This window comes from Citrobacter sp. On2M, from assembly GCF_018035235.1.
Lineage (GTDB): Bacteria > Pseudomonadota > Gammaproteobacteria > Enterobacterales > Enterobacteriaceae > Citrobacter > Citrobacter meridianamericanus.
On record NZ_WPCV01000004.1, the window covers coordinates 845,554 to 869,054 of the forward strand.

General features: G+C 51.4%; 16 protein-coding genes, 2 tRNA genes and 2 pseudogenes. 11 read left to right on the top strand and 9 right to left on the bottom strand.

What is annotated here, in order from left to right; genetic code table 11:
* The first annotated feature begins 33 nt into the window (after nt 1-33).
* The 4 genes from On2M_RS14420 to On2M_RS14435 all read left to right on the top strand — a co-directional run bounded on the left by On2M_RS14420 (nt 34) and on the right by On2M_RS14435 (nt 5,770).
* Entirely contained in the window at nt 34-1,401 is a 1,368-nt protein-coding gene (locus tag On2M_RS14420) for an MFS transporter (protein ID WP_151225395.1), read from the top strand.
* Entirely contained in the window at nt 1,398-3,110 is a 1,713-nt protein-coding gene (gene ilvD / locus On2M_RS14425; protein ID WP_151219056.1) for a dihydroxy-acid dehydratase, read from the top strand. Before On2M_RS14420 ends, ilvD begins: the two co-directional genes overlap by 4 nt.
* On the top strand, nt 3,110-4,021 hold the full coding sequence (locus tag On2M_RS14430; RefSeq protein WP_210905022.1) for a dihydrodipicolinate synthase family protein: 912 nt from the start codon (nt 3,110-3,112) through the stop codon (nt 4,019-4,021). The genes ilvD and On2M_RS14430 overlap by 1 nt, the downstream gene beginning before the upstream one ends.
* Nucleotides 4,022-4,288: 267 nt before the next feature.
* Nucleotides 4,289-5,770, top strand: coding sequence for an APC family permease (locus tag On2M_RS14435; RefSeq protein ID WP_210905023.1), 1,482 nt, complete (start codon nt 4,289-4,291; stop codon nt 5,768-5,770).
* A gap of 20 nt (nt 5,771-5,790) precedes the next feature.
* Here On2M_RS14435 and On2M_RS14440 read toward each other — a convergent pair whose 3' ends face one another.
* Together On2M_RS14440 and On2M_RS14445 are read right to left on the bottom strand one after the other, a co-directional pair.
* Nucleotides 5,791-6,489, bottom strand: coding sequence for a cache domain-containing protein (locus tag On2M_RS14440; protein ID WP_151219059.1), 699 nt, complete (start codon nt 6,487-6,489; stop codon nt 5,791-5,793).
* Nucleotides 6,490-6,513: 24 nt separating this feature from the next.
* Nucleotides 6,514-7,239, bottom strand: coding sequence for a GntR family transcriptional regulator (locus On2M_RS14445; RefSeq protein ID WP_151219060.1), 726 nt, complete (start codon nt 7,237-7,239; stop codon nt 6,514-6,516).
* A gap of 314 nt (nt 7,240-7,553) precedes the next feature.
* Between On2M_RS14445 and On2M_RS14450 the strand changes: the two genes are divergently transcribed.
* The 3 genes from On2M_RS14450 (at nt 7,554) to On2M_RS14460 (ending at nt 12,244) form a co-directional block, all read left to right on the top strand.
* The gene (locus tag On2M_RS14450) at nt 7,554-8,981 is read left to right on the top strand and encodes a gamma-aminobutyraldehyde dehydrogenase (protein ID WP_210905024.1); all 1,428 of its coding nucleotides are present in this window, start codon (nt 7,554-7,556) and stop codon (nt 8,979-8,981) included.
* Nucleotides 8,982-9,139: 158 nt separating this feature from the next.
* The gene (locus tag On2M_RS14455) at nt 9,140-11,032 is read left to right on the top strand and encodes an FAD/NAD(P)-binding protein (RefSeq protein WP_151219062.1); all 1,893 of its coding nucleotides are present in this window, start codon (nt 9,140-9,142) and stop codon (nt 11,030-11,032) included.
* Between the two features lie 3 nt (nt 11,033-11,035).
* The gene (locus On2M_RS14460) at nt 11,036-12,244 is read left to right on the top strand and encodes a cytochrome c (RefSeq protein ID WP_210905025.1); all 1,209 of its coding nucleotides are present in this window, start codon (nt 11,036-11,038) and stop codon (nt 12,242-12,244) included.
* 43 nt (nt 12,245-12,287) lie between these two features.
* On the opposite strand, the gene On2M_RS14465 is transcribed toward On2M_RS14460, so the two are convergent.
* The gene (locus On2M_RS14465; RefSeq protein WP_210905026.1) at nt 12,288-13,760 is read right to left on the bottom strand and encodes a PLP-dependent aminotransferase family protein; all 1,473 of its coding nucleotides are present in this window, start codon (nt 13,758-13,760) and stop codon (nt 12,288-12,290) included.
* 104 nt (nt 13,761-13,864) lie between these two features.
* Here On2M_RS14465 and puuE point away from each other — a divergent pair, with 104 nt between their 5' ends.
* From puuE to On2M_RS14480, 3 genes and pseudogenes are all read left to right on the top strand, one after another.
* The gene (gene puuE, locus On2M_RS14470; protein WP_210905027.1) at nt 13,865-15,127 is read left to right on the top strand and encodes a 4-aminobutyrate transaminase; all 1,263 of its coding nucleotides are present in this window, start codon (nt 13,865-13,867) and stop codon (nt 15,125-15,127) included.
* A 216-nt stretch (nt 15,128-15,343) separates the two neighbouring features.
* A pseudogene (locus tag On2M_RS14475) lies at nt 15,344-16,116 on the top strand (ABC transporter substrate-binding protein).
* Nucleotides 16,103-16,651 (top strand): annotated as a pseudogene (locus On2M_RS14480) (iron chelate uptake ABC transporter family permease subunit); the annotation flags it as partial. The pseudogenes On2M_RS14475 and On2M_RS14480, both read left to right, overlap by 14 nt.
* A 321-nt stretch (nt 16,652-16,972) precedes the next feature.
* On the opposite strand, the gene On2M_RS14485 reads toward On2M_RS14480, so the two are convergent.
* The 6 genes from On2M_RS14485 to On2M_RS14510 form a co-directional block, all read right to left on the bottom strand.
* Nucleotides 16,973-17,049 (bottom strand) — tRNA-Val (locus On2M_RS14485).
* 4 nt (nt 17,050-17,053) lie between these two features.
* A tRNA-Val gene (locus On2M_RS14490) sits at nt 17,054-17,130 on the bottom strand.
* Nucleotides 17,131-17,330: 200 nt separating this feature from the next.
* Nucleotides 17,331-17,813 (bottom strand): glutathione peroxidase, encoded by a 483-nt coding sequence (locus On2M_RS14495; protein WP_210905028.1) that lies wholly within the window; start codon nt 17,811-17,813, stop codon nt 17,331-17,333.
* A 266-nt stretch (nt 17,814-18,079) separates the two neighbouring features.
* Entirely contained in the window at nt 18,080-19,084 is a 1,005-nt protein-coding gene (gene trpS / locus On2M_RS14500; RefSeq protein ID WP_187259518.1) for a tryptophan--tRNA ligase, read from the bottom strand.
* Between the two features lie 200 nt (nt 19,085-19,284).
* On the bottom strand, nt 19,285-21,069 hold the full coding sequence (locus On2M_RS14505) for a diguanylate cyclase (protein WP_210905029.1): 1,785 nt from the start codon (nt 21,067-21,069) through the stop codon (nt 19,285-19,287).
* Nucleotides 21,070-21,186: 117 nt separating this feature from the next.
* On the bottom strand, nt 21,187-22,296 hold the full coding sequence (locus On2M_RS14510) for an AI-2E family transporter (protein ID WP_151219068.1): 1,110 nt from the start codon (nt 22,294-22,296) through the stop codon (nt 21,187-21,189).
* A gap of 211 nt (nt 22,297-22,507) precedes the next feature.
* Between On2M_RS14510 and On2M_RS14515 the strand changes: the two genes are divergently transcribed.
* Nucleotides 22,508-23,467, top strand: a complete 960-nt coding sequence (locus tag On2M_RS14515) for a DUF523 and DUF1722 domain-containing protein (RefSeq protein WP_151225403.1) — start codon at nt 22,508-22,510, stop codon at nt 23,465-23,467.
* The last annotated feature ends 34 nt before the right edge of the window (nt 23,468-23,501 follow it).

Sequence of the window (23,501 nt, forward strand, 5' to 3'; positions counted from 1 at the left end):
CATCGCGACAATAACAACTCAAGAGGCTGAAAGATGAATACGCGTACCCTTGATACTGAAAATAAAAATGCGGTTTATCGTAAAGTGACCCGACGGCTGATCCCGTTTTTAATCCTGTGTTATTTCTTCGCCTATCTCGATCGGGTGAACGTGGGTTTTGCCAAACTCCATATGCAGGATGCGTTGAATCTCAGCGATACGGTTTATGGGATCGGTGCTGGTATCTTCTTTATCGGTTACTTTCTTTTTGAAGTGCCGAGTAACCTGCTAATGCAGCGTTTTGGTCCCCGTTTCTGGATTGCACGCATCATGGCAAGCTGGGCAGTTTTATCAGCATTGACGATGTTTGTTACCACACCAACCCAGTTTTACATTGTACGTTTTTTACTTGGTATCGCAGAGGCCGGTTTCTTTCCGGGGATTGTTTATTATTTAACGCTGTGGTTCCCTTCCTGGCGTTCAGCGCGCACGCTGGGGCTGTTTATTCTGGTGACGCCGCTGTCGACCATTATCGGCAGCCCGTTGTCAGGGCTAATCCTGAAAATGTTCGAAGGTGTTGGTCAACTGCACAACTGGCAATGGTTGTTCCTGGTGGAAGCAATCCCGTCATTCCTACTGGCCTTCGTCGTGCTGCGTTATCTCGATAATGACGTGAAATCGGCCAAATGGTTATCGGATGATGAGAAAGCGCTGATTGAGCAAGATCTGCATAAAGATCAGCTTGATAAAGTCGCAGCCAACGCCGGAATGCCGCAGCACAGCCTGTCTGCGATGTTCCGTAACCGCTTCGTCTGGTTGCTGGCGCTGATTTTCTTCAGTTTTAACATTGGCTATTACGGTATTAACTTCTGGCTGCCATCGATTATTAAAAGCTCCGGCGTACAGGACGATTTTGCTATCGGCCTACTGGCGGCGGTACCCTATATTTTCGGTGCGGCCTGCATGTTGTGGAACAGCCGTCACTCTGATCTGAAGCAGGAGCGTCGCTGGCACATAGCTATTCCGGCGATTATCGGTGCGATTGGTCTGACATTTAGCGCCCTGAATGAAGGCTCCACGTTCTGGATGATGGCATGGATTTGTGTCGCCATGTCCGGCACGTTATCCCTAATCCCAACCTATATCAGCCTTCCGGGGACGTTACTTTCTGGTACGGCAGCGGCTGCTGGTATCGCATTAGTCAATTCGATTGGTAATCTAGCCGGATTCTTTGGTCCAACCGTTCTCGGCTGGCTGAAAGACACCACCGGCAGCACCAGTAGCGGACTGTATATTCTGGCGGGCTTCCTTGTACTCTGCGCGCCGCTGATTTTCCTCATTCCCGGACGCTTGGTTAATCCCCGCGACCGCAAAAAAACACCAGCAGAAAACAGTGTATTAACGAAAAGAGGTCATATATGAGCAGTTGTGGCAGCGGATGCGCAGGTTGTGGTGGCGAGCACTTCAACCCGATCCTCAGCGGTGATGATGGCGCTTTAAAACGCGCCTTGTATAAATCAATGGGCCATACAGACGAACAGTTGCATCGCCCGGTGATTGCCGTCGTCAACAGCTATACCAATGCGACAGCGGGACATGCCAATCTGAATGAACTGACTGCGCATGTGCTGAAAGGCATCGATGAGGCTGGTGGCGTGGGGATGGTGTTTGGCACTATCGCTCCATGCGATGGGATTGCTGAAGGGCATCTGGGTATGCGCTATATTCTGGCGGCCCGCGAAATTATCGCCAGTTCGATCGAAGTGATGATGCGCGCTCACCGCTTCGACGGCATGGTGCTGTTGGGGTCGTGCGATAAAATCGTGCCCGCTATGCTGATGGCGGCAGCACGTCTCGATATCCCGGCTATTTTAGTAAATGGCGGGCCAATGTATCCCGCAGAATACAAAGGTAAACACTGGGACGGCAATATCGTCACCGAGGCTATTGGCTGGAAACGTCGTGGCGAAATTGATGACGCTGAATTCCGCCATATTGAAGATATTGCTGAGCCGGGCCACGGTTCCTGCACGATGTACGGTACAGCCAACACGATGTGTTGTATTGCGGAAGTATTAGGCATGAGCCTGCCAGGGAGCAGTATGCTGCCTGCGATTTCACATGAACGACGAGATTGTGCTTATGCGACTGGGGTAACGGCTGTTGATCTGGTTAAGCGTGGCGTGAACGCCCGACAAATTATTACGCGCGAATCGATCCGCAATGCGATGACTTATCTGCTGGCAACGGGAGGTTCCACTAACGCTATTTTGCATCTACAGGCTATTTATTATGAAGCCGAGTTGGGACATCTGCCCTTGGCTGAATTTGATGCTCTCAGTCACCAGGTACCGCTGGTCGCCTCGCTCTATCCGGCGTCGGAGTATGACATGATCGATTTCTGGGAAGCGGGCGGTGTCGCGGCAGTGGAAAAAGAGATCGCCAATTTACTGGATCTCAGTTGCCTGACGGTCAACGGGCAAACAAAAGGTGAATGGCTACGGGGTGTTCCCAATTCCCGCCGCCCGGAAGTTATCCATACACTGGCTATCCCGGTACGCAATGAGTCGGGGGTTGCTGTGTTACATGGCAATCTGTCACCAATGGGGTGTGTCGTGAAGCCAGCTGCAGTGCCGGACCATTTGATGGTCTTTACCGGACCTGCTGTGGTATTTAACAGCGAAGATGAGGCCGTGGAATCGATTCTCTCCGGTGATATTCAGCCGGGAAGCGTACTGGTGCTGCGCTACGAAGGACCAAAAGGCGGACCGGGTATGCCAGAGATGTATAAGCCAATGAAATTCCTCGAAGGAATGAAGCTGTCAGACTCCTGTGCGCTGATTACTGATGGACGTTTTTCCGGCTCGAATCGTGGGCTGTTTGTTGGGCATATTTCGCCAGAAGCCAGCGATGGTGGTGTTCTGGCGCTGGTCGAAAGCGGGGATTCGATCAGCATTAATATTCCTCAGCGGACATTAATGTTGAATGTGGAAGAGAGGGTCTTGAACGAACGTCAGCAACACTGCCAACTGGTCCATAAAGACGTTCCACGTGGGTTCTTACGTTTGTATCGTCGCTGGGCGCTACCGGCTGCGCAGGGGGCTGTATTGGCGGATAGGGGAGATTTGTAATGATTACGGTTGCGCGCATCCGAGGGGTTAATCCCATTGTTGCTCTGCCGTTTACACCGCAGGGTGACGTGGATTTTACGAGCTTTCGTCGTTTGTTGGCGCATCTTTCTGGCATCGGTGTTAATGGGCTCACACTGTTTGGCATTGCCAGTGAATTTCCGAAACTTGACGATAATGAACGTCAGCAACTGGCGGAAGTCTTTGTTGCTGAGTTAGCGGATAAAGGCATATTTCGCGCACTGTCGATCACCGACCATAGCACAGAAGTGGCCGTTCGCCGTGCGCGGCGCTACCAGAGTATGGGCGCTGATGCGCTAATGTTGTTGCCGCCTTTTTTCCTACAGCCATCGCTTGCCGCAGTGCAGGCGCATATTGCCGCGGTACTGGAAGCGGTCACTATTCCGGTGATGGTGCAGTACGCGCCAGGAGAAACGGGGTTCCCGGTTACACCTGCGCAATTGGCTGAGGTGGCAAAACGTTACCCACATGCGGTGTTCAAGATTGAATGTAATCCGCCGGTGAACTATACGCGTGAATTTCTGCAGCAGGCGCCAGACGCGCATGTGCTAAACGGTTATGCCGGTTTGTATATGCTGCAAATGCTGGAGTCGGGAGGAAAAGGGGTGATGCCTGGCTGCTCGTTTAGCGAAATTTATGTGCAAATCTATCGTCACTGGTTGGTAGGTGAGCATCAGCAAGCGACGCAGTTACATGAGACGCTGTTACCGTATATACAACGCTGGATGCAGCACTGCGAATATATCATTCAGGTAGAAAAAACAATCTTACAGCGCAGGGGGATCATTACGGCTGATTACTGTCGCAAACCTGGCTGGTCATTGACGCAGGAGGATATCACTGCTATCGATCGTTTTATTTCACAATTTAGTTTGTCGGTCTGCACTGGCTAACAATTCAACAGCCGCGCATCTGAACAGCCACGCCGAACAGATGCGCGATTCCTCAGTAACGTATGGCTCCTTTCTCTTTTGTCAGCATGAATACATCACTTTTTTGTTAATTTGTTGTTAATTTTGATGGTTTATTCCAGTTTTTTCGGGAATGTGATGTGCGATCATTTTTAACAATTACGTGACAAAATCACTATACATATAACTTAATATCTTTTATACATTAATTGTTCAACCCTGCGACTATTCCACAAAAGAGAAAGCTATATGGAACAGACACCTGATAAGAAAAACGATAATTTTCAGAAAGATGGCAAAGAACAATTCAATCGCTCGATAGGTCTTATTTCAAACTTTGCGTTGGGTTTTACCTATCTGTCGCCGCTTACCGCTGTCTATTCGCTGTTTGCGCTGGCCGTAACGCTGGCGGGGCCGCCGGCAGTATGGTGGATTTTAATCGTTGCATGTGGACAACTTTTAGTGGCATTGGTGTTTGGTGAGGTCGCTTCCCAGTATCCCATAACCGGCGGGCTTTATCCTTGGGCCAGGAGGTTATGGGGCAAGAAATATGCGTGGATCGCCGCCTGGATTTACCTGTGGGCGCTGGTGGTCACCATTACGTCAATCGCGGAATATACATCAACGTTTGTAGAGTCGCTCTTTCACTATGGTCAGACGCCAGCCACGATGCTGCTGACGTCCGTTTTACTGCTGCTTTTGATGATGGCTGTTAATATGTCCGGGACTAAAAATCTGGCCCGGGTCGCAAAAATTGGCTTCTGGTGTGAAATTGTCAGCGTGATTGCGCTGGGGATTTATCTGTTGATTTTCCACCGTTCGCAGCCGTTCTCGGTCATCTTCGATTCGATGGGGGTGCTGGCTCATGATGGCAGCTATTCAACTGCATTTATGTCTGCCGCGCTGATGGGGCTGTTCATGTTCTTTGGCTTTGAGGCCTGTGGTAATGTTGCGGAAGAGGTACAAAATCCAAGTAAAAAGATCCCTGTTGCGATGATTCTAAGCATCGTATTTGGCGCGATTTCCGCGATTATTTCCGTTATGGGTTACCTGCTGGCTTCGCCAAATCTGATAAGTATCGTCAATGGCAAAACGTCCGACCCGATCCCGACCATCCTGAATGAAGCACTTGGTGAAACCGGTGCAACTGTCTTTATCATTGTTGCGATTGTGGCGATGCTGTCGTGCATTCTGTCTCTGCAGGCTGCGTTAAGCCGTCTTATCTTTTCCTTCTCCCGCGACAAAATGCTGCCGGGCAGTGAATGGATGTCAAAAATATCTAAAAATGGTGTTCCGGATAATGCCATGGTCGTTAGCTGTCTGCTGCCCGTCATCATCTGTGTTTGGGTTTATTTCCAGCCAGACAACCTGTCGCGTATTACCGCATTTGCCGTTATCGGGATTTACATCTCGTTCCAGATGGTAGTGCTTGCCGCGCTACGCCAGCGTCTCAAAGGCTGGAAACCGGCTGGAGAGTGGACTATTGGCGGTTGGGGCGTGATTGTGAATGTGCTGGCGCTGGCCTATGGATTGTGCGGGATTTGGTTGCTGGCACAACCGGCAGACAGCAGCGACTTCATCGATCGTTGGACGGTACTGTTCGGCCTGGCGATTGTTGTTGGCTCTGGTCTTATCTATATGTTCCTGACACGACCTTTCGGACGATCTGCGGCACCGGAAAACGACGCCATTGCTTATGCTAACAAACTCAATGTGGGGCAGGATAATTAAAACTAAGGGCCCTCGGGCCCTTAGTTTTGATAGTGATAAAGGATAAAGTAGTCGCTCTGGTAAACCACGGTGCTGTGCGTGGGGGACAGCAATTCCCCCACGCGAAAACGCGGCCAACTGGAGAAGATAATCCGGTTTTCCAGATTGGTCAGAATGACATAGTCAGGGTGGGGACAGGAAAGCAGTTCGGCTTCAATCTGACTGACCAGCAGATCGACGGCGGCGACGCCAAGAAACTGCTCATTGTAATAGACCGGCACCGCCGAGGTCAGGGTGTAAGAGATATTGCAGATATAGTCGACGTAGGGGCCGTGGATATACGCTTTTCCCTCCGGAGGTGAGTGCTTAAACCACTCGAAGGTTCTGAAATCCAGTCGTTGCTGCGTGGCCTGATCTAAATCGAGATGGGCCTGGCTCAAGCCATTATCTTTCTTATACCACCATTCCAGCAGCCAATACTCTTTTGCGGTTGCGGTGCTCTCAATATGGCTGGCGAACCCGGCCCCTGAGCAGTAATGGTTGTCACTGAGGGTGCGTTTGATGTGCTGCTGAACGGTCGATCTCACCGACGGATCGAGAACTACTTCTGCGGAGGCCTTTTGCACCCCAGAAATAGCCTCATGGATGCTCCTCGCCAGCGCAACGGTAGACTCTACGGTAGAGGCGGTAATATCATCAATCTTACGAATTAATGCGCTTAAAGATGTCGAAGAGCTCATTGTCTGTTCTGCCTTCACTGATTGTCAGTTCGCGTTATATTTCAACTTTTTTTCAATAAGGTAATAGGTAAACGTGTCGATGATCCTCGTGGCAAGCTGCACCGATTCCGCCTCGTTGTGAGCCGCTAACGCATCCGCCAGCGCTGAATAAAGCGCGATAATCTCCGCATGAACGCTGTCTATGCGATAGAGTATCGCCACCAACGATGCCCATTCTGCCTGCACCTGTAGTTCCTGGTTGGCCAGCCGCGCGGAATGCGAACTGGCGGCTATCGCCAGCAGGCAACGCATATCTGCCTGGGTCATTAGTTCAGGTGAATTTGCCTTTCTGAGCACCTCAACAAACTCGCGAAATTTGGCGATGTCCGCGCTGGTCATTCGTCTGGAAGCCAGCCTTGCGCTATGGCTAATGATGGCACAATGCATTTCACCCAGATCAGAAAGATAATCTGTGCTTATCGCTTTGAACGGATGCAGAGCGTTGTTTTTGCTATCAATTTTTTCGCAAACGAAGCTCCCGCCATTACGACCACGAACCGTATAGATTAGATTATTAGCCCGAAGCGTATTGAGCGCTTCTCTGATGGTAATATGTGAGACGCCCATCATCTTTGCCAAATCAGTTTCGTTGGGAAGTTGTTCCTTTGGCTCCAGCAACCCGGTGATAATAGCGTTTGAAAGGCGTTGCACTATCTGGTCCGAACGACTGACCTGCCCGATAGGCGCAAATATGACCGCGTGAGTAATCATAACTTTTCTGCACTCAATTCCCTGAAACAACGACCATTTCTAACACATGCCCGCTGGGCAAGGAAGGTAAGAATGGCCGAGTTACTTTACATGCCTGTACGCAACTTCACAGCACAAGCGGATGTGTGTCCCGATAACCTCATGATGAGTTGGACATAACGCGTCAGCTCACGATGAAAAGCCTTTTCCTGTAAATGTGAAATCCAAGTTAAAAATGCGAGCCCTATCATAGTGTCAATGTTGCGTATTTGAAATTTTTTTACAATATATATATTACATAAGATTCTTTATGTATTAACCGGCAGGAGAAAGGCATGAAAACCCTGAAGCATTTCATCAATGGGCAATATGTAGCAGGCAGCAGCCAAGATACCTTCGAACTGGTAAGTCCGGTCGACGGCGAAACGTACGCATTATCTCCCAACGCTAGTGCGGCAGAGGTGGAGCAGGCCTACTCGGCGGCGGAGGCGGCGTTTAGCATCTGGAGAAAATCGACGCCAGCACAGCGGCAGAAGGCGCTTTTGTGCCTTGCAGATGAGATAGAGCGAAACGTTGAGCGACTGGTAAACGCGCAGAGCCAGGAAACCGGTCAGCTCCGCCATTTTATTGAGAAAGAAGAGATCGCGGCATCCTGTGATGCCATCCGCTTTTTTGCCGGCGCGGCGCGCTGTCTTGAAGGGAAGGCAGCAGGAGAATATTCCGCCGGGTTTACCTCGACTATCCGTCGTGAACCGCTGGGTCTTGTTGGACAAGTGACACCGTGGAACTACCCGTTCATGATGGCAGTATGGAAGATTGCGCCAGCGCTGGCGGCAGGCAACACGGTCGTGTTAAAGCCAAGCGATACAACGCCAGCCAGCACGCTGCTGTTGGCTGAATTGGCCGCGCCGTTGTTCCCAAGAGGAGCATTTAACGTCGTGCTGGGCAAAGCCAATACTGGTTCGCTGGTGGTCTCAAACCCGAAGGCCTCGCTGGTTTCGATTACCGGTTCGGTTCGCGCGGGTCTGCAGGTTGCTGCCTCTGCAGCGGCGAATCTGACTAAAGCACATCTGGAATTAGGCGGAAAAGCGCCCGCAGTGGTGTTTGCTGATGCGGATATCGACAAAGCGATTGCGACGATTACCACGGCAGGTTTTTTCAATGCCGGACAGGACTGCACGGCGGCTACGCGTATCCTGGTCGAACAGTCCATCTACGCTGAATTTCTGGAAAAGCTGATCCAGAAAACGAAGAGTATTAAATTTGGTCCACCAGAGGATCAGGATGCGCTGTACGGCGCATTGAACAGCAGAAACCAGCTCGAGCAGGTGAAAGGCTTTATTGAGCGTTTACCTGCACATGCAATAGTTGAAACCGGTGGGCGAGCCGGGCCGGGGCCGGGTTTCTATTTTGAGCCGACGATCGTCTCCGGGTTGCATCAACATGATGAAGCAATACAACATGAATTATTTGGGCCGGTGATGGCTATTCAGTCGTTTTCAACTGATGAAGATGCGTTACTCAAGGCTAATGATGTGGAGTATGGTCTTGCTGCCAGCGTCTGGACCAGCAACCATGGTCGTGCCCAGCGTTTCAGCATTGCCCTCGATTTTGGCACGGTATGGATTAACAATCACATTCCGCTGTGCGCCGAAATGCCGCACGGGGGGTTCAAAAAATCGGGTTACGGAAAAGATCTTTCATCTTATTCACTTGATGAGTATACCCGAGTGAAACATATTATGTGCGATATCGCTGAATAGCGGTTAGCAGGAAGTTCATCAATTATTATGATTCTAAAAAACGGGATGAAGAGTTAAAGCCAGTGAGGTCGTCGGCTGTATCGCTTTATTAAGATGAAGGGATATATCTCTTATTTGGTCGTATTTAGGGCAGTGTGTAGCAATAAGGAAAAAAGTAAATGGCAATTACCAGACGTGATTTTCTGAACGGCGTCGCGGTGACTATTGCTGCGGGGCTTACTCCGCTGGAGTGGGTCAGGGCGGCAGGAAAGAGTAATGCATTTATCGATGGGAGTTATTATCCGCCGGCACTGACCGGGTTGCGGGGTAATCATCCAGGATCATTTGAAATGGCGCATGCGCTAGGCCGCGAGCAGAAGCATTTTGATTTAAACGCTCTGCCCGTTGAGGAAGAGTACGATCTGGTGATTGTGGGGGGCGGGATTAGCGGGCTGGCTGCCGGGTGTTTCTGGCGACAACTTGCCGGGCAAAATAGCCGGGTACTGATCCTCGATAACCATGACGATTTTGGCGGGCACGCCAAACGTAATGAATTCACTCACTCGGGCAAAAAATTACTCGGTTATGGCGGCAGCGAAGCATTCCAGTCGCCCGCGCATAATTTCAGCCCTGAAGTACAAAAACTGATGGAAACCATAGGCGTCAGCGTCACGCGGTTAAAAGAGAGTTTTGACGTAAACTTCTACCCCGACTGGCAGCTCAGTCGCGGGGTTTTTTTCGATAAAAAGAATTTTGGCGAGACAAAAATCGTCAGCGGCGATCCGGGGCGCGCGGTATCAGATGATATTCCGCCGGACAGACTAAATGGCCGGAAAATTGAAGACTTTATCAATGATTTCCCACTCAGTGAGAACGACAGAAAAGCGCTGATCGACCTGCACGTGCATCCAGGCGACTATCTTCCCGGTATGACGGTCGATGAGAAAATGGCATGGCTGGATACCCACAGCTACAGTGAATTTTTGGCCACAAAAGTCGGTTTGAGCAAAATGGCGCTGCTCTATTTCCAGCAGCGTTCCAACGACTTCTTTGCCATCGGCATTGAGGGTATCTCCTGCAGCGATGCCAGGGCATGCGCATTACCCGGCATGGAAGCGCTGGGACTACCGCCGTTGGACGGAGAATCGCTGGCCGATCTCGAAGAACCGTATGTCTACCATTTCCCGGACGGTAACGCTGGCCTGGCCCGACTGCTCGTCAGGTATATGCTGCCGGATGCGCTTCCGGGTAACACGATGGAAGATTCTGTCCTCACAAGACTGCATTACGAAAAGCTGGATCTGCCGGAAAACGCCACGCGCCTGCGCCTGAACAGCACGGTGATTAATGCGGCTAATGTACAGGATGGCGTGGTGGTGACCTATCTGCGTGACGGCAAAATGCATCGTGTGCGCGGCAAAAATACCATCATGGCGGGTTATAACATGATGATCCCTTATCTGGTGCCTGAGATGCCTGAACAGCAGCAGGCGGATCTCAAACTAAACGTGAAGGCGCCGTTGGTGTACACCAACGTGGTAGTCAAGAACTGGCAGGCGTTCAAACAGCTCGGCGTACATGAATTTTATTCTCCGGCGGCACCTTACAGCCGGGTTAAGCTCGACTATCCGGTTAGCATCGGAGGGTATCAACATCCGGCCTCACCGGACGATCCGATGGTTATTCACATGGTTTATGTGCCTACCTATCCGGGCAGTAACTTGTCCGCCAGAGAGCAGTTCCGTCTGGGACGAGCCTATTTGCTGGGGACCACATTTGCGGCGCATGAGGAGATGATTCGCGCCCAGTTGCAGGAAATGTTTGGTTCGACAGGCTTTGATAATCAACGCGACATCTCCGCCATCACTGTTAACCGCTGGGCGCATGGTTATGCGTATTACGCCAACTCGTTGTTTGATGATATGGATAAAATGCCAGAAATTATCGAGCGTGCGCGTCAACCAGTGGGCCGCATTGCTATCGCCAACTCTGATTCTGACTGGAGTGCTTATGCGCACACAGCCATCGATCAGGCATGGCGTGCGGTTAACGAACTCAAGGATATGGGGTGATTTATGCGTAACGTAACCATTCTTGCCGCCTGTTTATTTACCGCCTCGGTAAGTGCTGCTGAATCTAGTGGTGAATATATCGCGCGAATTTCTGACTGCGTGGCTTGTCATACCGCAGAGGGTGGTGTTGCGATGGCGGGGGGTAAAAAGTTTCCCACGCCGGTGGGCGATATTTTTTCGACCAATATTACTCCAGACAAGACGCAGGGTATTGGTAATTATTCATACGAGGATTTTGAAAAGGCCGTACGTCAGGGAATTGCCAAAGACGGTCATCCGCTCTATCCGGCTATGCCTTATCCCTCTTATGCGAAGTTGTCTGATGAGGATGTACAGGCGCTGTATCGTTATTTTATGCATGACGTTACGCCGTCGGCACAACCCAATAAAGAGAATGCCATCCCGTGGCTGCTCTCCGCCCGCTGGCCGCTGCATATCTGGAACTGGCTGTTTACCGATGCGCCCGCGACGGCTGTAGAGAGCGCGAAATCAGAGGGCAATGCTGCCTTGGTAAAACGGGGCGCTTATCTGGTGGAAGGTCCGGGACACTGCGGCTCGTGCCATACCCCAAGAGGCATGGCGATGAACGAAAAAGCCTATACCAATGCTGATGCCGAGTATCTGAGCGGCGCGATGATCGACGGCTGGTATGCGCCATCGCTGCGGGGCAGCGGAATGTCTGAGCAGGCGTTAAAATCGCTGTTACTGACCGGTAAAAGCAAACATGCCGCGGTTTCTGGTTCGATGGCTGAAGTTGTTACGCAAAGTACACAGTATCTGACCGACGAAGATGCCACGGCGATCGCGCAATATCTGCTGAGCCTGAAAAGCACGAAGCCCGAAACGGTGCGCGCGGCGGCAACCACGGCGTCGTGGTCGAACTCGCCCGAGGCGGGCAAAGTAATCTATAACCGTTACTGCTCCACCTGTCATGGCCTCGAAGGGAAAGGTACGGATGATAATGCGCCTTCGTTGATCAATAACCCGTTGGTGATGGTTGATGACCCAACGCCGCTGTTCAGAGTGATTGCCCATGGTGCAGAAACACCGACTACGCGTGGCAGTGTCTCCTTTAAGATGCCAGCCTACGGGGGCGTGTTAAGTGACAACGAAATGCGCGATGTGATTAATTACGTGCGTAAAAGTTGGGGAGAAGGGAATAGTGAAGTAAGCCAGCAGGATCTGGCTGGTGTGAAAAAAGCATCACATTAAACAGCATGCCGGATGATTGTAATTTGTCGGGCGGATAAGGCACTTAGACGGCGTTTACTCTGATAATACCTACCAGTCGGGTAAACGCCGCCGCCATTTCATGTTCTTCAATGCTGGCAAATCCCAGCAGCAAGCCGCTACGTTTGTCTTCATCCACATAGTAGCGTGACAGCGGGCGCACCAGTAGCCCTTGCGCATTTGCCTGTTGGGCAATCAAAACATCATCGCTCCCGGCGGGTAATTGTAAAATCATGTGCAGCCCGGCGTTGCTGCTGAAAGAGCCTAGATAATGCTCACCAAGCTGGCGGTTGATAAGCTCAACCAGCATTTGACGCCGACGGCTGTACAGCTGGCGCATTTTTCGAATGTGCGCGGCGTAGTAACCCTCGCGGATAAACTCCGCCAGCGCGGCCTGAATCAGCAAATGCCCGCCACGATAGAGGTCGTTATGGACCTTCTTTAGCGGCGTGGCTAACTGTTTGGGTAACACCACATACCCGAGCCGTAGCGCGGGATAGAGTGTCTTACTGAATGTTCCGATGTAGATCACTGGCGTCTCTTCCTCCAGTCCCTGCAATGATGGAATAGGCTGGCCGGAAAAACGAAACTCGCTGTCGTAGTCATCTTCTATTATCCAGCTTTGTGTTTCACGGGCGCGAAAGAGCAGTTGTCGACGGCGACTGAGACTCATAACCGATCCGAGCGGATATTGATGTGACGGTGTCACAAAAATAAGCTTTGGCGCGGATTCGCCAGCTTCCGGCGGAACCATACCTTGTTCATCTACCGGAATCGCCGAAAAATTAACCGCATTGATGCGCAGAATATTCTTGATTCCCCAGTAGCCAGGCTCCTCAATCCAGGCGTTATCACCCGGGTTGCATAAAGTACGAGTCACCAGATCCAGCGCCTGGTGAATACCTTCAGTAATCAGAATCTGCTCCGGTGAACACCGCACGCCGCGGGCGGTGCGCAGATAGTCTGCCAGGGCTTCTTTCAGCTCATTCACACCGCCGGCGGCATCGTAAGTAAGAAGCTCCGGGCGCAACCGTCTCGCCAGCCGATCCTGAATTTTTTTGAGCACCCGGTGAGGGAAATGCGCTACATCAGGTACGCCTGGAATGAAAGCACCCCACTGACGGGGACTGGCGCTGGCATGACCTAACAGCTCAAGGCAGCGGTCAGATAACCGGGGGCTCTCTTCCGGAGCAGCACCAGGCGCTTTGTTGGGATGCAGGTCCAGATTGTCCAGCACGCTGTCGGTGACAAATGTTCCGCTGCTGGTGCGCGCGGAGATATACCCTTCGGCTTGCAATTGCTCGTAAACCCGCAGGACGGTATTGCGCGATAGCGTCAATTCGCCTGCCAGGTCGCGCGACGGCGGCATTCGGGTAGCCGGTTTCAGGCTACCTTCGAGGATGCAACTGCAGATGGCGGCATACAGGCGACGATGCAGTTTTTCATCCGTCTGTTGGCTAAATGCCTGCTTGATCACATCTCCGGCAAGTGAACGCATTTGGATCCTTAAAATAAAACGATTTGGCTCTCGATTAAAGTACCAGACGGCGTCTAAATTTAAAGCGTAATTCAACCCAAATATGTTTATGACAAGGTGTGAGAATGAACAATAAAAACCTGCAACAACGTCGTCTGGATGCCACCCCGCGTGGGGTGGGCGTGATGTGTGATTTTTATGCCCAGTCGGCAGAAAACAGCACCATTACGGATATCGAGGGCAATCAGTACATTGATTTTGCTGCCGGGATTGCCGTGCTGAACACCGGACACCGTCATCCTCGTCTGGTGCAAGCTGTTGAAGCACAGCTTCAGGCTTTTACTCATACGGCTTATCAAATCGTCCCATACGAAAGCTATGTGTCCTTGGCTGAGAAAATCAACGCCGTCGCACCTATCGACGGCAAGCGTAAAACCACCTTCTTCACCACCGGGGCTGAAGCGGTGGAAAACGCAGTAAAAATTGCCCGCGCGTATACCGGCCGTCCAGGTGTTATCGCGTTTGGTGGGGGTTTTCATGGGCGTACTTACATGACGATGGCGTTAACAGGCAAAGTGGCGCCGTATAAAAAAGGTTTCGGTCCGTTCCCGGGCTCTGTATACCATGCGCCGTATCCTTCTGCGTTGCAGGGGATTTCCACAGCGGATTCCATCAAAGCGATTGAGCGCCTGTTCAAAGCTGATATCGATCCAACCCAGGTGGCGGCGATTATTTTTGAACCTGTCCAGGGCGAAGGGGGCTTCGTAGTGGCACCGGCGGAGTTTGTGGCTGCCATCCGCCGTATTTGCGATGAGCATGGCATCGTGATGATCGCTGATGAGGTGCAAAGCGGATTTGCCCGTACCGGCGAGCTGTTTGCAATGGATCATTACGCCGATAAAGCGGACCTGATGACCATGGCGAAGAGCCTGGCTGGCGGGATGCCACTGTCAGGGGTAGTGGGTAAAGCAGACATTATGGATGCGCCTGCGCCGGGTGGTTTAGGCGGTACTTACGCCGGGAACCCGCTGTCGATTGCAGCGGCCCATGCGGTGCTGGATATCATTCGTGATGAAAAGCTGTGCCAGCGTGCGGCGGCTCTCGGAGAACAACTGCGTGCCACTCTGACAGATGCGCAAGCAGAGTGTCCTGAACTGGCTGAAGTGCGTGGCTTAGGCTCGATGATTGCCGCTGAATTCTGTGATGCTGCGACGGGGGAACCCAGTGCGGCCGTGGCACAACGCGTGCAGAAGAAAGCCCTTGAGCAAGGATTGCTGCTGCTAACCTGTGGGCAGTATGGCAACGTTATTCGTTTCCTTTATCCACTGACGATCCCGCAGGATCAGTTCGCCAGAGCGCTTGATATCATCAAAGTGGCCACCAAATAGTAGCGCCGCACACTATTAATGAAAGCCGACAGTAGCTCTTGCCGTCGGTTTTCCTTCGTTCGCATAAATTGATCCACTTCGTGTGCATTGCAGTAATTTTCGGGAATGGGTTGCCAGTTTATTCGTTATGTAATTTAATACATAGCGATTTTTACTCCTCTCTTCAGATGGTATCCCATGTTAAGTCTCCGTTCTTTTGCGCTGGTATGTGCCAGCATGTTGTTCGCGTTTGCTGCCCAGGCCGACCGGACGATCACCGACCAGCTTGGTCGTCAGGTGACCATTCCTGATCGCGTCGATAAAGTGGTCGTGCTGCAACACCAGACGCTGAATATTCTGGTCCAGCTCAATGCGCAGCAGGACATTGTTGGCGTGATGTCGAGCTGGAAAAAGCAGCTTGGACCTGAGTTTGCGCGCTAAAACAGGGTATTCGCCTGATTGCGGACGTCGTAGGGCGTAAACCGCAGGCCGAAACCTTAATTGATTACGTTTTTGCGGCGCGGACAAAATTCAACGCACCAGTCTCAAACATCCCGGATGCGCAAAAAGTCCGTATTTATATGGCTAACCCCGACCTGATGACGTACGGCTCCGGGAAGTATACGGGACTGATGATGCAGCATGCGGGAGGATTGAACGTGGCGGCTGCCAGTGTGAAAGGCGCACGTCAGGTTGCGCTGGAGCAAGTATTAGCCTGGAATCCGCAGGTGATTTTTGTCCAGGATCGCTACCCGCAGGTTGTGGCTGAGATCCAAAACGATCCCAATTGGCAGGGGATTGATGCGGTGAAAAATCATCGCGTCTGGCTGATGCCTGAATACGCCAAAGCCTGGGGCTATCCGATGCCGGAAGCGCTGGCGATAGGGGAGCTGTGGATGGCCAAAAAACTGTATCCGGATGCCTATAAAGACGTGGATATCGATGCGCAGGCGCAAGACTACTATCAGCGCTTTTATCGCGTGAATTGGCATTCAGATGCCGCTAAGTAAGCGCATTCCACCCCAGCAACTGCTCTTAATCGCGGTGGTCCTGTTGCTGGGCACCAGTTCGCTGTGTCTTGGGCAGTATCCGCTGTCGTTACGTGAGGTATTTTATCATCTGACGCACTTTAGCGGCGCTGAAGGGATTGCCGGTCAGGTTATCTAGACGGTCAGGCTGCCGCGTATTGTGATGGCGTTGCTGGCAGGTGGCGCGCTGGGTTTATGCGGCGCGACGCTGCAAGGGGTATTTCATAATCCGCTGGTCGACCCGCATATTATCGGTGTGACATCGGGGGCTGCTTTTGGCGGAACGTTGGCTATTCTGCTCGGCCTGTCGCCGTGGTTGATGATGGGCTCAACGTTTTTCTTCGGTCTGACGGCGCTGATCCTGGTGTATGCCATTGCTGCGTTGCAGGGGCTGGAGAATACGCTGGTGCTGATCCTGTCGGGTATTATCTTGAGCGGCTTTTTTGCCGCGCTGGTGAGCCTGATTCAGTATCAGGCTGATACTGAAGAGACATTACCCAATATCGTGTTCTGGCTGGGGCGTAATGGTCTGGGGAAGAGTACGCTGCTCGATACGCTAACCGGCACGCGGCCTGCTTTGGGCGGCAGCATTGAGAAGGAGGGGGAAAAGGGATTGTGGCACAGCATTGCTACCATGGAAGAGGGCATAGTATTCGATCTCAAACGCAAAAGGTTTTGCTTAGAAGATGAATGATACGCGCTGAACACGGCGTTTAGTAGGTTTTAGCGCATCGTTTATTAACAGCATTATGCGGACAATTAATTGAACTGAAGGATAAAAACAGAAGGTTTATTGAGGAATAACTATGGGAAGCAGCACCAAATCATTGAGATAATTTGGTGCGTCCGAGTGGACTCGAACCACCGACCCCCACCATGTCAAGGTGGTGCTCTAACCAACTGAGCTACGGACGCAAGATGGTGCGTTCAATTGGACTCGAACCAACGACCCCCACCATGTCAAGGTGGTGCTCTAACCAACTGAGCTATGAACGCAACGTTGTAGGTGACAACGGGGACGAATATTAGCGGCACAGACCGAATGAGGCAAGAGGGAAATAGCATTTTTCTTCCTGATCTCACGCGATTGCAGAGTAATTAAGCAAGTTGACTATATTTTGTTGATTTTGCAGCGTGTTTTTTATTCAGGCAGCAAGCAGGTGCATAATGTGAACGGTTTTGAATGACTTGAGCGCTCAGTCTTTTAGCGCTGCAAGGATCGTGGCTTCTATTTTCTCTGGGGTCGTGAAGGGGGCAAAACGTTTAAGCGGCTTGCCGTCACGCCCGATCAGGAACTTAGTGAAGTTCCACTTGATCCGCCCACCCAGCATGCCGGGTAATTCGTCTTTAAGGAAACGAAACACCGGATGTGTAGAAGCGCCGTTGACGTCCACTTTCTCAAACATTGGGAAGCTCACACCGTAGTTGATGTGACAGGTTTGAGCGATTTCATCGGCTCCACCAGGTTCCTGCTTACCAAACTGGTTGCAGGGGAAACCCAGCACCACCAGACCCTGCGCGGCGTACTTCTTGTAGAGTGCTTCGAGGCCTGCATATTGTGGCGTGAAGCCACAATGGCTGGCGGTATTCACCACCAGCACCAGTTTGCCAGCGTAATCGGCCATCGAGATGGGTTGGCCATTGAGACTGGTGGCAGTGAGTTGATGAAAGGTGGTCATACCGGAATCCTCAAATATGGTTGCATTACTCATATTGCCTGCGGGTTACAGGCTTCGCTTCGTGACTTGTTATTATGGTAGCAACTGCCAGATTAATAAAATGACTAAGTTGAGAGGAAGGGAAAGGATTTTTCAACGGGTTAAGGGCGATTAATCTTCACTCTGAATTTTGCTGATAAAACGTGGATAAGATTCTGAAAACTCCCGGCGAAGGTAACTCGTCGGGAGCTGTCTTTATTTATTGAGCCAACTGTAACAGGTCGAGTTCAGAACACCGGCAAACCCAGCCCTAGCTTCACTTCTCTTAATGTCTGCTGTGTGACTTCATGCGCCTGTTCGCTGCCTTTTTTGAGCATCGCCATCAGCATGCCTTTATCCTGGATGTAAGTTGCGCGCCGCTCGCGCATCGGGGCAATAAGCTCTTGCAAGCACATCTCCAGCTCGTTTTTGCATGCACGGTCGCCCAGCCCGCCGCGCTGATAATGCGCTTTCATCTCCGCGACTTTTGCTTTATCCGCATGAAAAGCATCGAGGTAAGTGAATACCATATTGCCGTCAATCTGCCCTGGATCGGACACTTTTAGATGATTGGGATCGGTGTACATCGCGCTGACCGCATGATGAATGGCCTCTTCGCTGGCGGACAAGAGTAATGTATTGCCAAGCGATTTTGACATTTTGGCATTACCGTCGATCCCCGGAAGACGGCTGGTTTCACTCAGCAGCGCTTTACAATGCGACAAGACGGGGGCAGGTAACAGACTATTCATTTTATGCACGATTTCATTGGTCTGTTCAATCATTGGCAACTGATCGTCGCCAACGGGAACCACTTCGGCTTTGAAGGCTGTAATATCTGCCGCCTGGCTGATGGGATAAACCAGAAAACCAACCGGTAACGAGCGGGCAAACCCTTTCTGCGCAATTTCGTTTTTGACCGTAGGATTACGCTCCACGCGAGCCACGGTGACGATGTTCATATATAGCGCGGTCAGCTCCGCAAGGGCAGGCAGGGCCGATTGCAAACAAATAGTGGTCAGTGAAGGATCTATTCCTGCAGCAAGATAATCGGCCAGCACTTCGGGAATATTGTCGCGGATCTTTTGCGGTGTGCTGCCGTTATCGGTCAGCCCTTGGAGGTCAGCAACTAATACAAACTGCTGATAATCGTGTTGCAGCATGGCGCGCTGACGCAGCGAGCCAACATAATGACCGAGGTGCAACGGGCCGGTAGGTCGATCGCCAGTGAGGATAATGGTTTTGTTGTTCATATAAGACTCCTTAGTCATAAAACCGAAAGGGGTCTTCAAATGCAAATAACCGCCTTTCGGCGGTTATCTAAAATGGGGAAAACACATTCTGACCGCCTTTAAGAAGGCAGCCACCACAGGTTGTGATTAAAAGCGGTGATATCGTGTTTTGTGTTCATTGAAATAACATATCACCGCCTGGCATCGAGGTAAAGCCATGTTCAGCTCGCTTCCAGCATGCCAAAGCTCACGATGCGCGAACGTCCCAGCTCTTTAGCGCGATACAAGGCCACGTCTGCAGCACGCAGCAGGTTGTCGCTCTGGGCGTGCTGAGGATAGCTGGCTACGCCAATAGAGACATCGACGTGACCAATTTCAGAGACGCCAAAGCGCAGCGACAGTTCCCGTACACCGTTATAAATATCCGTCGCAAAGCGGTTGGCGGCCTGCTCATCCGTATTGGCCAGCAGCACCAGAAATTCCTCACCGCCATAGCGGAAAGCCATGCCGCTGTCGTGGACCACGCGCTGAATAGTCGTGGCGATACTTTTTATCACGCTATCTCCTGCCTCATGACCAAAGCGATCGTTAATATTTTTAAAATGGTCGATATCGATCATCAGGCAACTGATCGGCTCCTGGTTGCGTACGGCCTGGCTCATCTGAGTGCGTAAGGAATCTTCCAGATGATGACGGTTGCGCAGACCGGTTAGCGGATCGTAGAGCGCTTTCTCAAGCAGCGCATCGCGCAGGCGCTGGTTGGCTAAGGCCAAACCGAGTGCTTCCGCCATCAGCTCCAGATACGCACGCGAAGGAGCTGACTCATTGCTGAGATTCTGGAATGAAAGCAGGCCAATGGCTTCACCCTGGGCAATCAGTGGCACGCACAGAGTATGTTGCTGGCATGATTCCGGCAGATGGTAGCAGGCGATATCGGGTTCGCCTTGCACCGGCGGATGGCTCTGACCGCGGCGCACTGCCCAGCACTCGTCCGGATGGAAAGCATCTGTTTTGCCCTGCGGTGAGAGCCATTGTGCAACGCAGCGCACCTGCCAGGGCTCCCGGTCAAGAATGTAAAGTCGTCCAGCAATACCTGGGGCAATATTCGGTGCAAACAGCTCAGCCACATTGATGACATCAGCAAAACTCTCGCAGCCCTGTAAGCGTTGTGTCATACGCGCCAACAGTTCGCGAATTGCCCAGTCAGCGTCTCGTTCTTGCTCCAGCTGTTGCCGTACCAGGCCGTTTTCGCGAAAAATGCGGATCGCCTGCGCCATATCGCCGATTTCATCAATCTGGTTAAAGCTTGGTGTCTCAACGGCGTAATCCTGCGATGCCAAACGGTTGACCACATCGCTCAAACGCACGACGGGACGCAGTACACGGCGTTTTAAAATAAAGCCGAGGACGAACAAAAATAGCAGAGCCGTAAGCCCAACCATCACTTCAGAGGCCGTACGCAGCTTACGCGATGTTTGGGTTGCATCTTCAATGGCATTACGCACGCGGTTGTCGAGCAACTGGCGGAAATGGTCTATGCGATCCTGAGCTCGCTCCAGTTCCTGTTCATAGGCTTTCCCGTACAGCAGGGCGATGGCCTGCGACTCTTCTCCACGCGCGACGCTGGCAAGCGCCGTGGCCTGCTCATCCTGCAGGGCATCCACAATCTGCAGCCCTTCATGCAATAGCGCCAGCTCTTCATCCGTTGCCCCAAGGTCTTTTAGCTTCGACAATCGCTGTTCAACCGCTTTTAGCGACGCTTCTTTCTGGCGGTAGGTGTTAAGTGCTTCTGAATCTTTTGCAATAACATATTCGCGTGCCAGATCTGATAGAGACCAGGCGTCAAGCTCCACTTCTTCGGTCAGTTGATCGAATTGATAACGCTGCTCCACCACCTGGCGTTCGGTATTATCGGCGCTGGAGGCCATCAGCATGACAATGCCGGAGGCGATGGTCAGACATACCGTCGCGCTATAGGCCCAGTTGGTAATTGTGGCTATTCGCACTGATGAGTTCCTTTTGCGACGATTAATGAATAAGCATGATTGAAATTATAGGAAACGTATGATTTTGCGTGAAAACAAAAGGCGGCCCTGAGACCGCCTTTTGTTATCGTCCAGCCATCACAGATCTGGAGGATTTTTTCCTTCTTCCATAAAAGCTTCGTCGATTCCTTCCACGTTACCTTCATGGTCACGTCCGGAAAACAGATTCCAGCAGGTAATGAACAGCGCGGCAATTAGCGGGCCAATTACAAAGCCGTTGATACCGTAGATCTCCATTCCGCCGAGGGTGCTTATCAGGATCAGGTAATCAGGCATTTTGGTGTCTTTACCGACCAGCAGCGGGCGCAGGATATTGTCCACCAGCCCGACGATAATCACGAAGAAGCCGACGATGAACAGCCCTTGCCATATCTGATGCGTGGCGAAAAGGAATATTGCCGCAGGTACCCAGACGATCGCTGAGCCGACAGCGGGCACGAGGGAGAGAAACGCCATTAGCGCGCCCCACAGTACGCTGCCGTCGATATCAACAACAGCAAACGCGATGCCGCCAAGAATCCCCTGAACCAACGCGACTACCGCCGTGCCCTTAACCGTAGCCCGTGTCACGCCAACGAACTTAGCGAACAGGTGCTGTTTGGCAAAATCAGAAAGCGGTAATGAGTCCAGAATCTGGCGTACCAGATAAGGTCCGTCCTTTAGTAAGAAAAACAGCAGATACAGCATGATGCCAAAGCTAATAGCAAAGCCGAATGTCCCTTTACCAATCAGGAACGCGCTACCTGCCAGGTACTGGCCACCCTGCAGCGCAACGTCCGACAGTTTTTTCTGGAGCTGTGCAACGTTGTCCAGATTATGTTCGGCGAGGAATCCTCTGGCCCAGTCAGGAAGATGCGAAATAATGGAGGTGACCACTTCCGGGAACTGTGTGTCGTTTTGTTGTAATTTGGTATACACCACGTTCAACTCAATCGCCAATGAGGAGAGGATCACCATCAGTGGGATAAAGACAATCAGACAGATAATGCCGATGGTGAGCAGTGATGCCAGCCCGTTGCGTTCGCCAAGGGCACTGCGCAGCCTGTTTTTCACCGGGTTGAATATTGTGGTCAGGATGGCAGCCCACAAAATAGCAGAAAAGTAGGGGGACAATACATCGAAAAACGCCCAGGTAACGAGGGCAAGGATGAAAATGAAGAAACCTTTAGTCAGTCCGTTAAATCGCATTAGTGAACCCTGTAATGAGAAGCAGTCCCGACTATAGAACTGTTCAGGGAAATTACCAACTTTCACTGCAAATATTCGTTATTTATGATTAATGTATCCGAACATTAAAAATTAAAGCTCACGAAAGTATGTCGTTTAAATATGCTTTACTTAATGGAACAGTCACACGAATCCTTCCCGAAAAGGGGCGCAAACAAAAGAGGGGATCGTTATGCATACTCAACCTGTTATCGGGATTAGTGGATGTTTGACCGGCTCAGCCGTGCGATTCGATGGTGGGCATAAGCGGATGGGGTTTGTGATGGACGATCTGGCTAAGTGGGTGACTTATAAACCTGTCTGTCCGGAGATGTCCATCGGTTTGCCTGTACCACGTCCCGCGTTGCGTCTGGTTCAGACTTCCCAAGGGGATATTCGCATGTGTTTTAGCCATGCGCCGGGTGAAGATGTAACAGATAAAATGTCCGAATTCACCGCCTCATATCTACAGGGACTTGGTAGTCTGGCGGGTTTTATCGTTTGTGCTAAATCACCGAGCTGCGGGATGGAAAGAGTAAGGCTGTATGACGAAAAGGGAAATCGTGGGCGAAAAGAGGGGACGGGTTTATTTACTGGTGCATTAATGGAAACCTACCCGTGGTTGCCGGTCGAAGAAGATGGCCGCTTGCACGATCCGGTGCTGAGGGAAAATTTTGTCGCGCGAGTGTTCGCGTTACATGAGCTAAATAAGTTGCGAGCCAATGGCCTTACTCGCCACGGATTAATACACTTTCATAGTCGCTATAAGCTCCAGCTGCTGGCTCATAACCAGGCGGGTTATCGGGAAATTGGCCCCTTTGTTGCCTCGCTTCACCAGTGGGATGATTTGGATGCTTTTTTCGTGGCCTATCGTGAAAAGCTTATGGCTATTCTTAAAAAGCCCGCATCGCGGAAGAATCACACCAACGTGCTGATGCATATTCAGGGTTACTTCCGTGAGCAATTGAGCGCTCGCCAGCGCGGAGAGTTACGTGACGTCATCCTCAACTACAGCAGTGGACTTTTGCCAATCCTGGCTCCACTCACGCTACTCAAGCACTACCTGGCTGAATACCCGGACAGCTACCTGCTTGGCCAGAACTATTTTGATCCTTATCCGAATGAATTAGCGCTTCGTTTAATGGTTAATTAGCTTACTGTTGGCGAATACGGGAAGTTATCACATT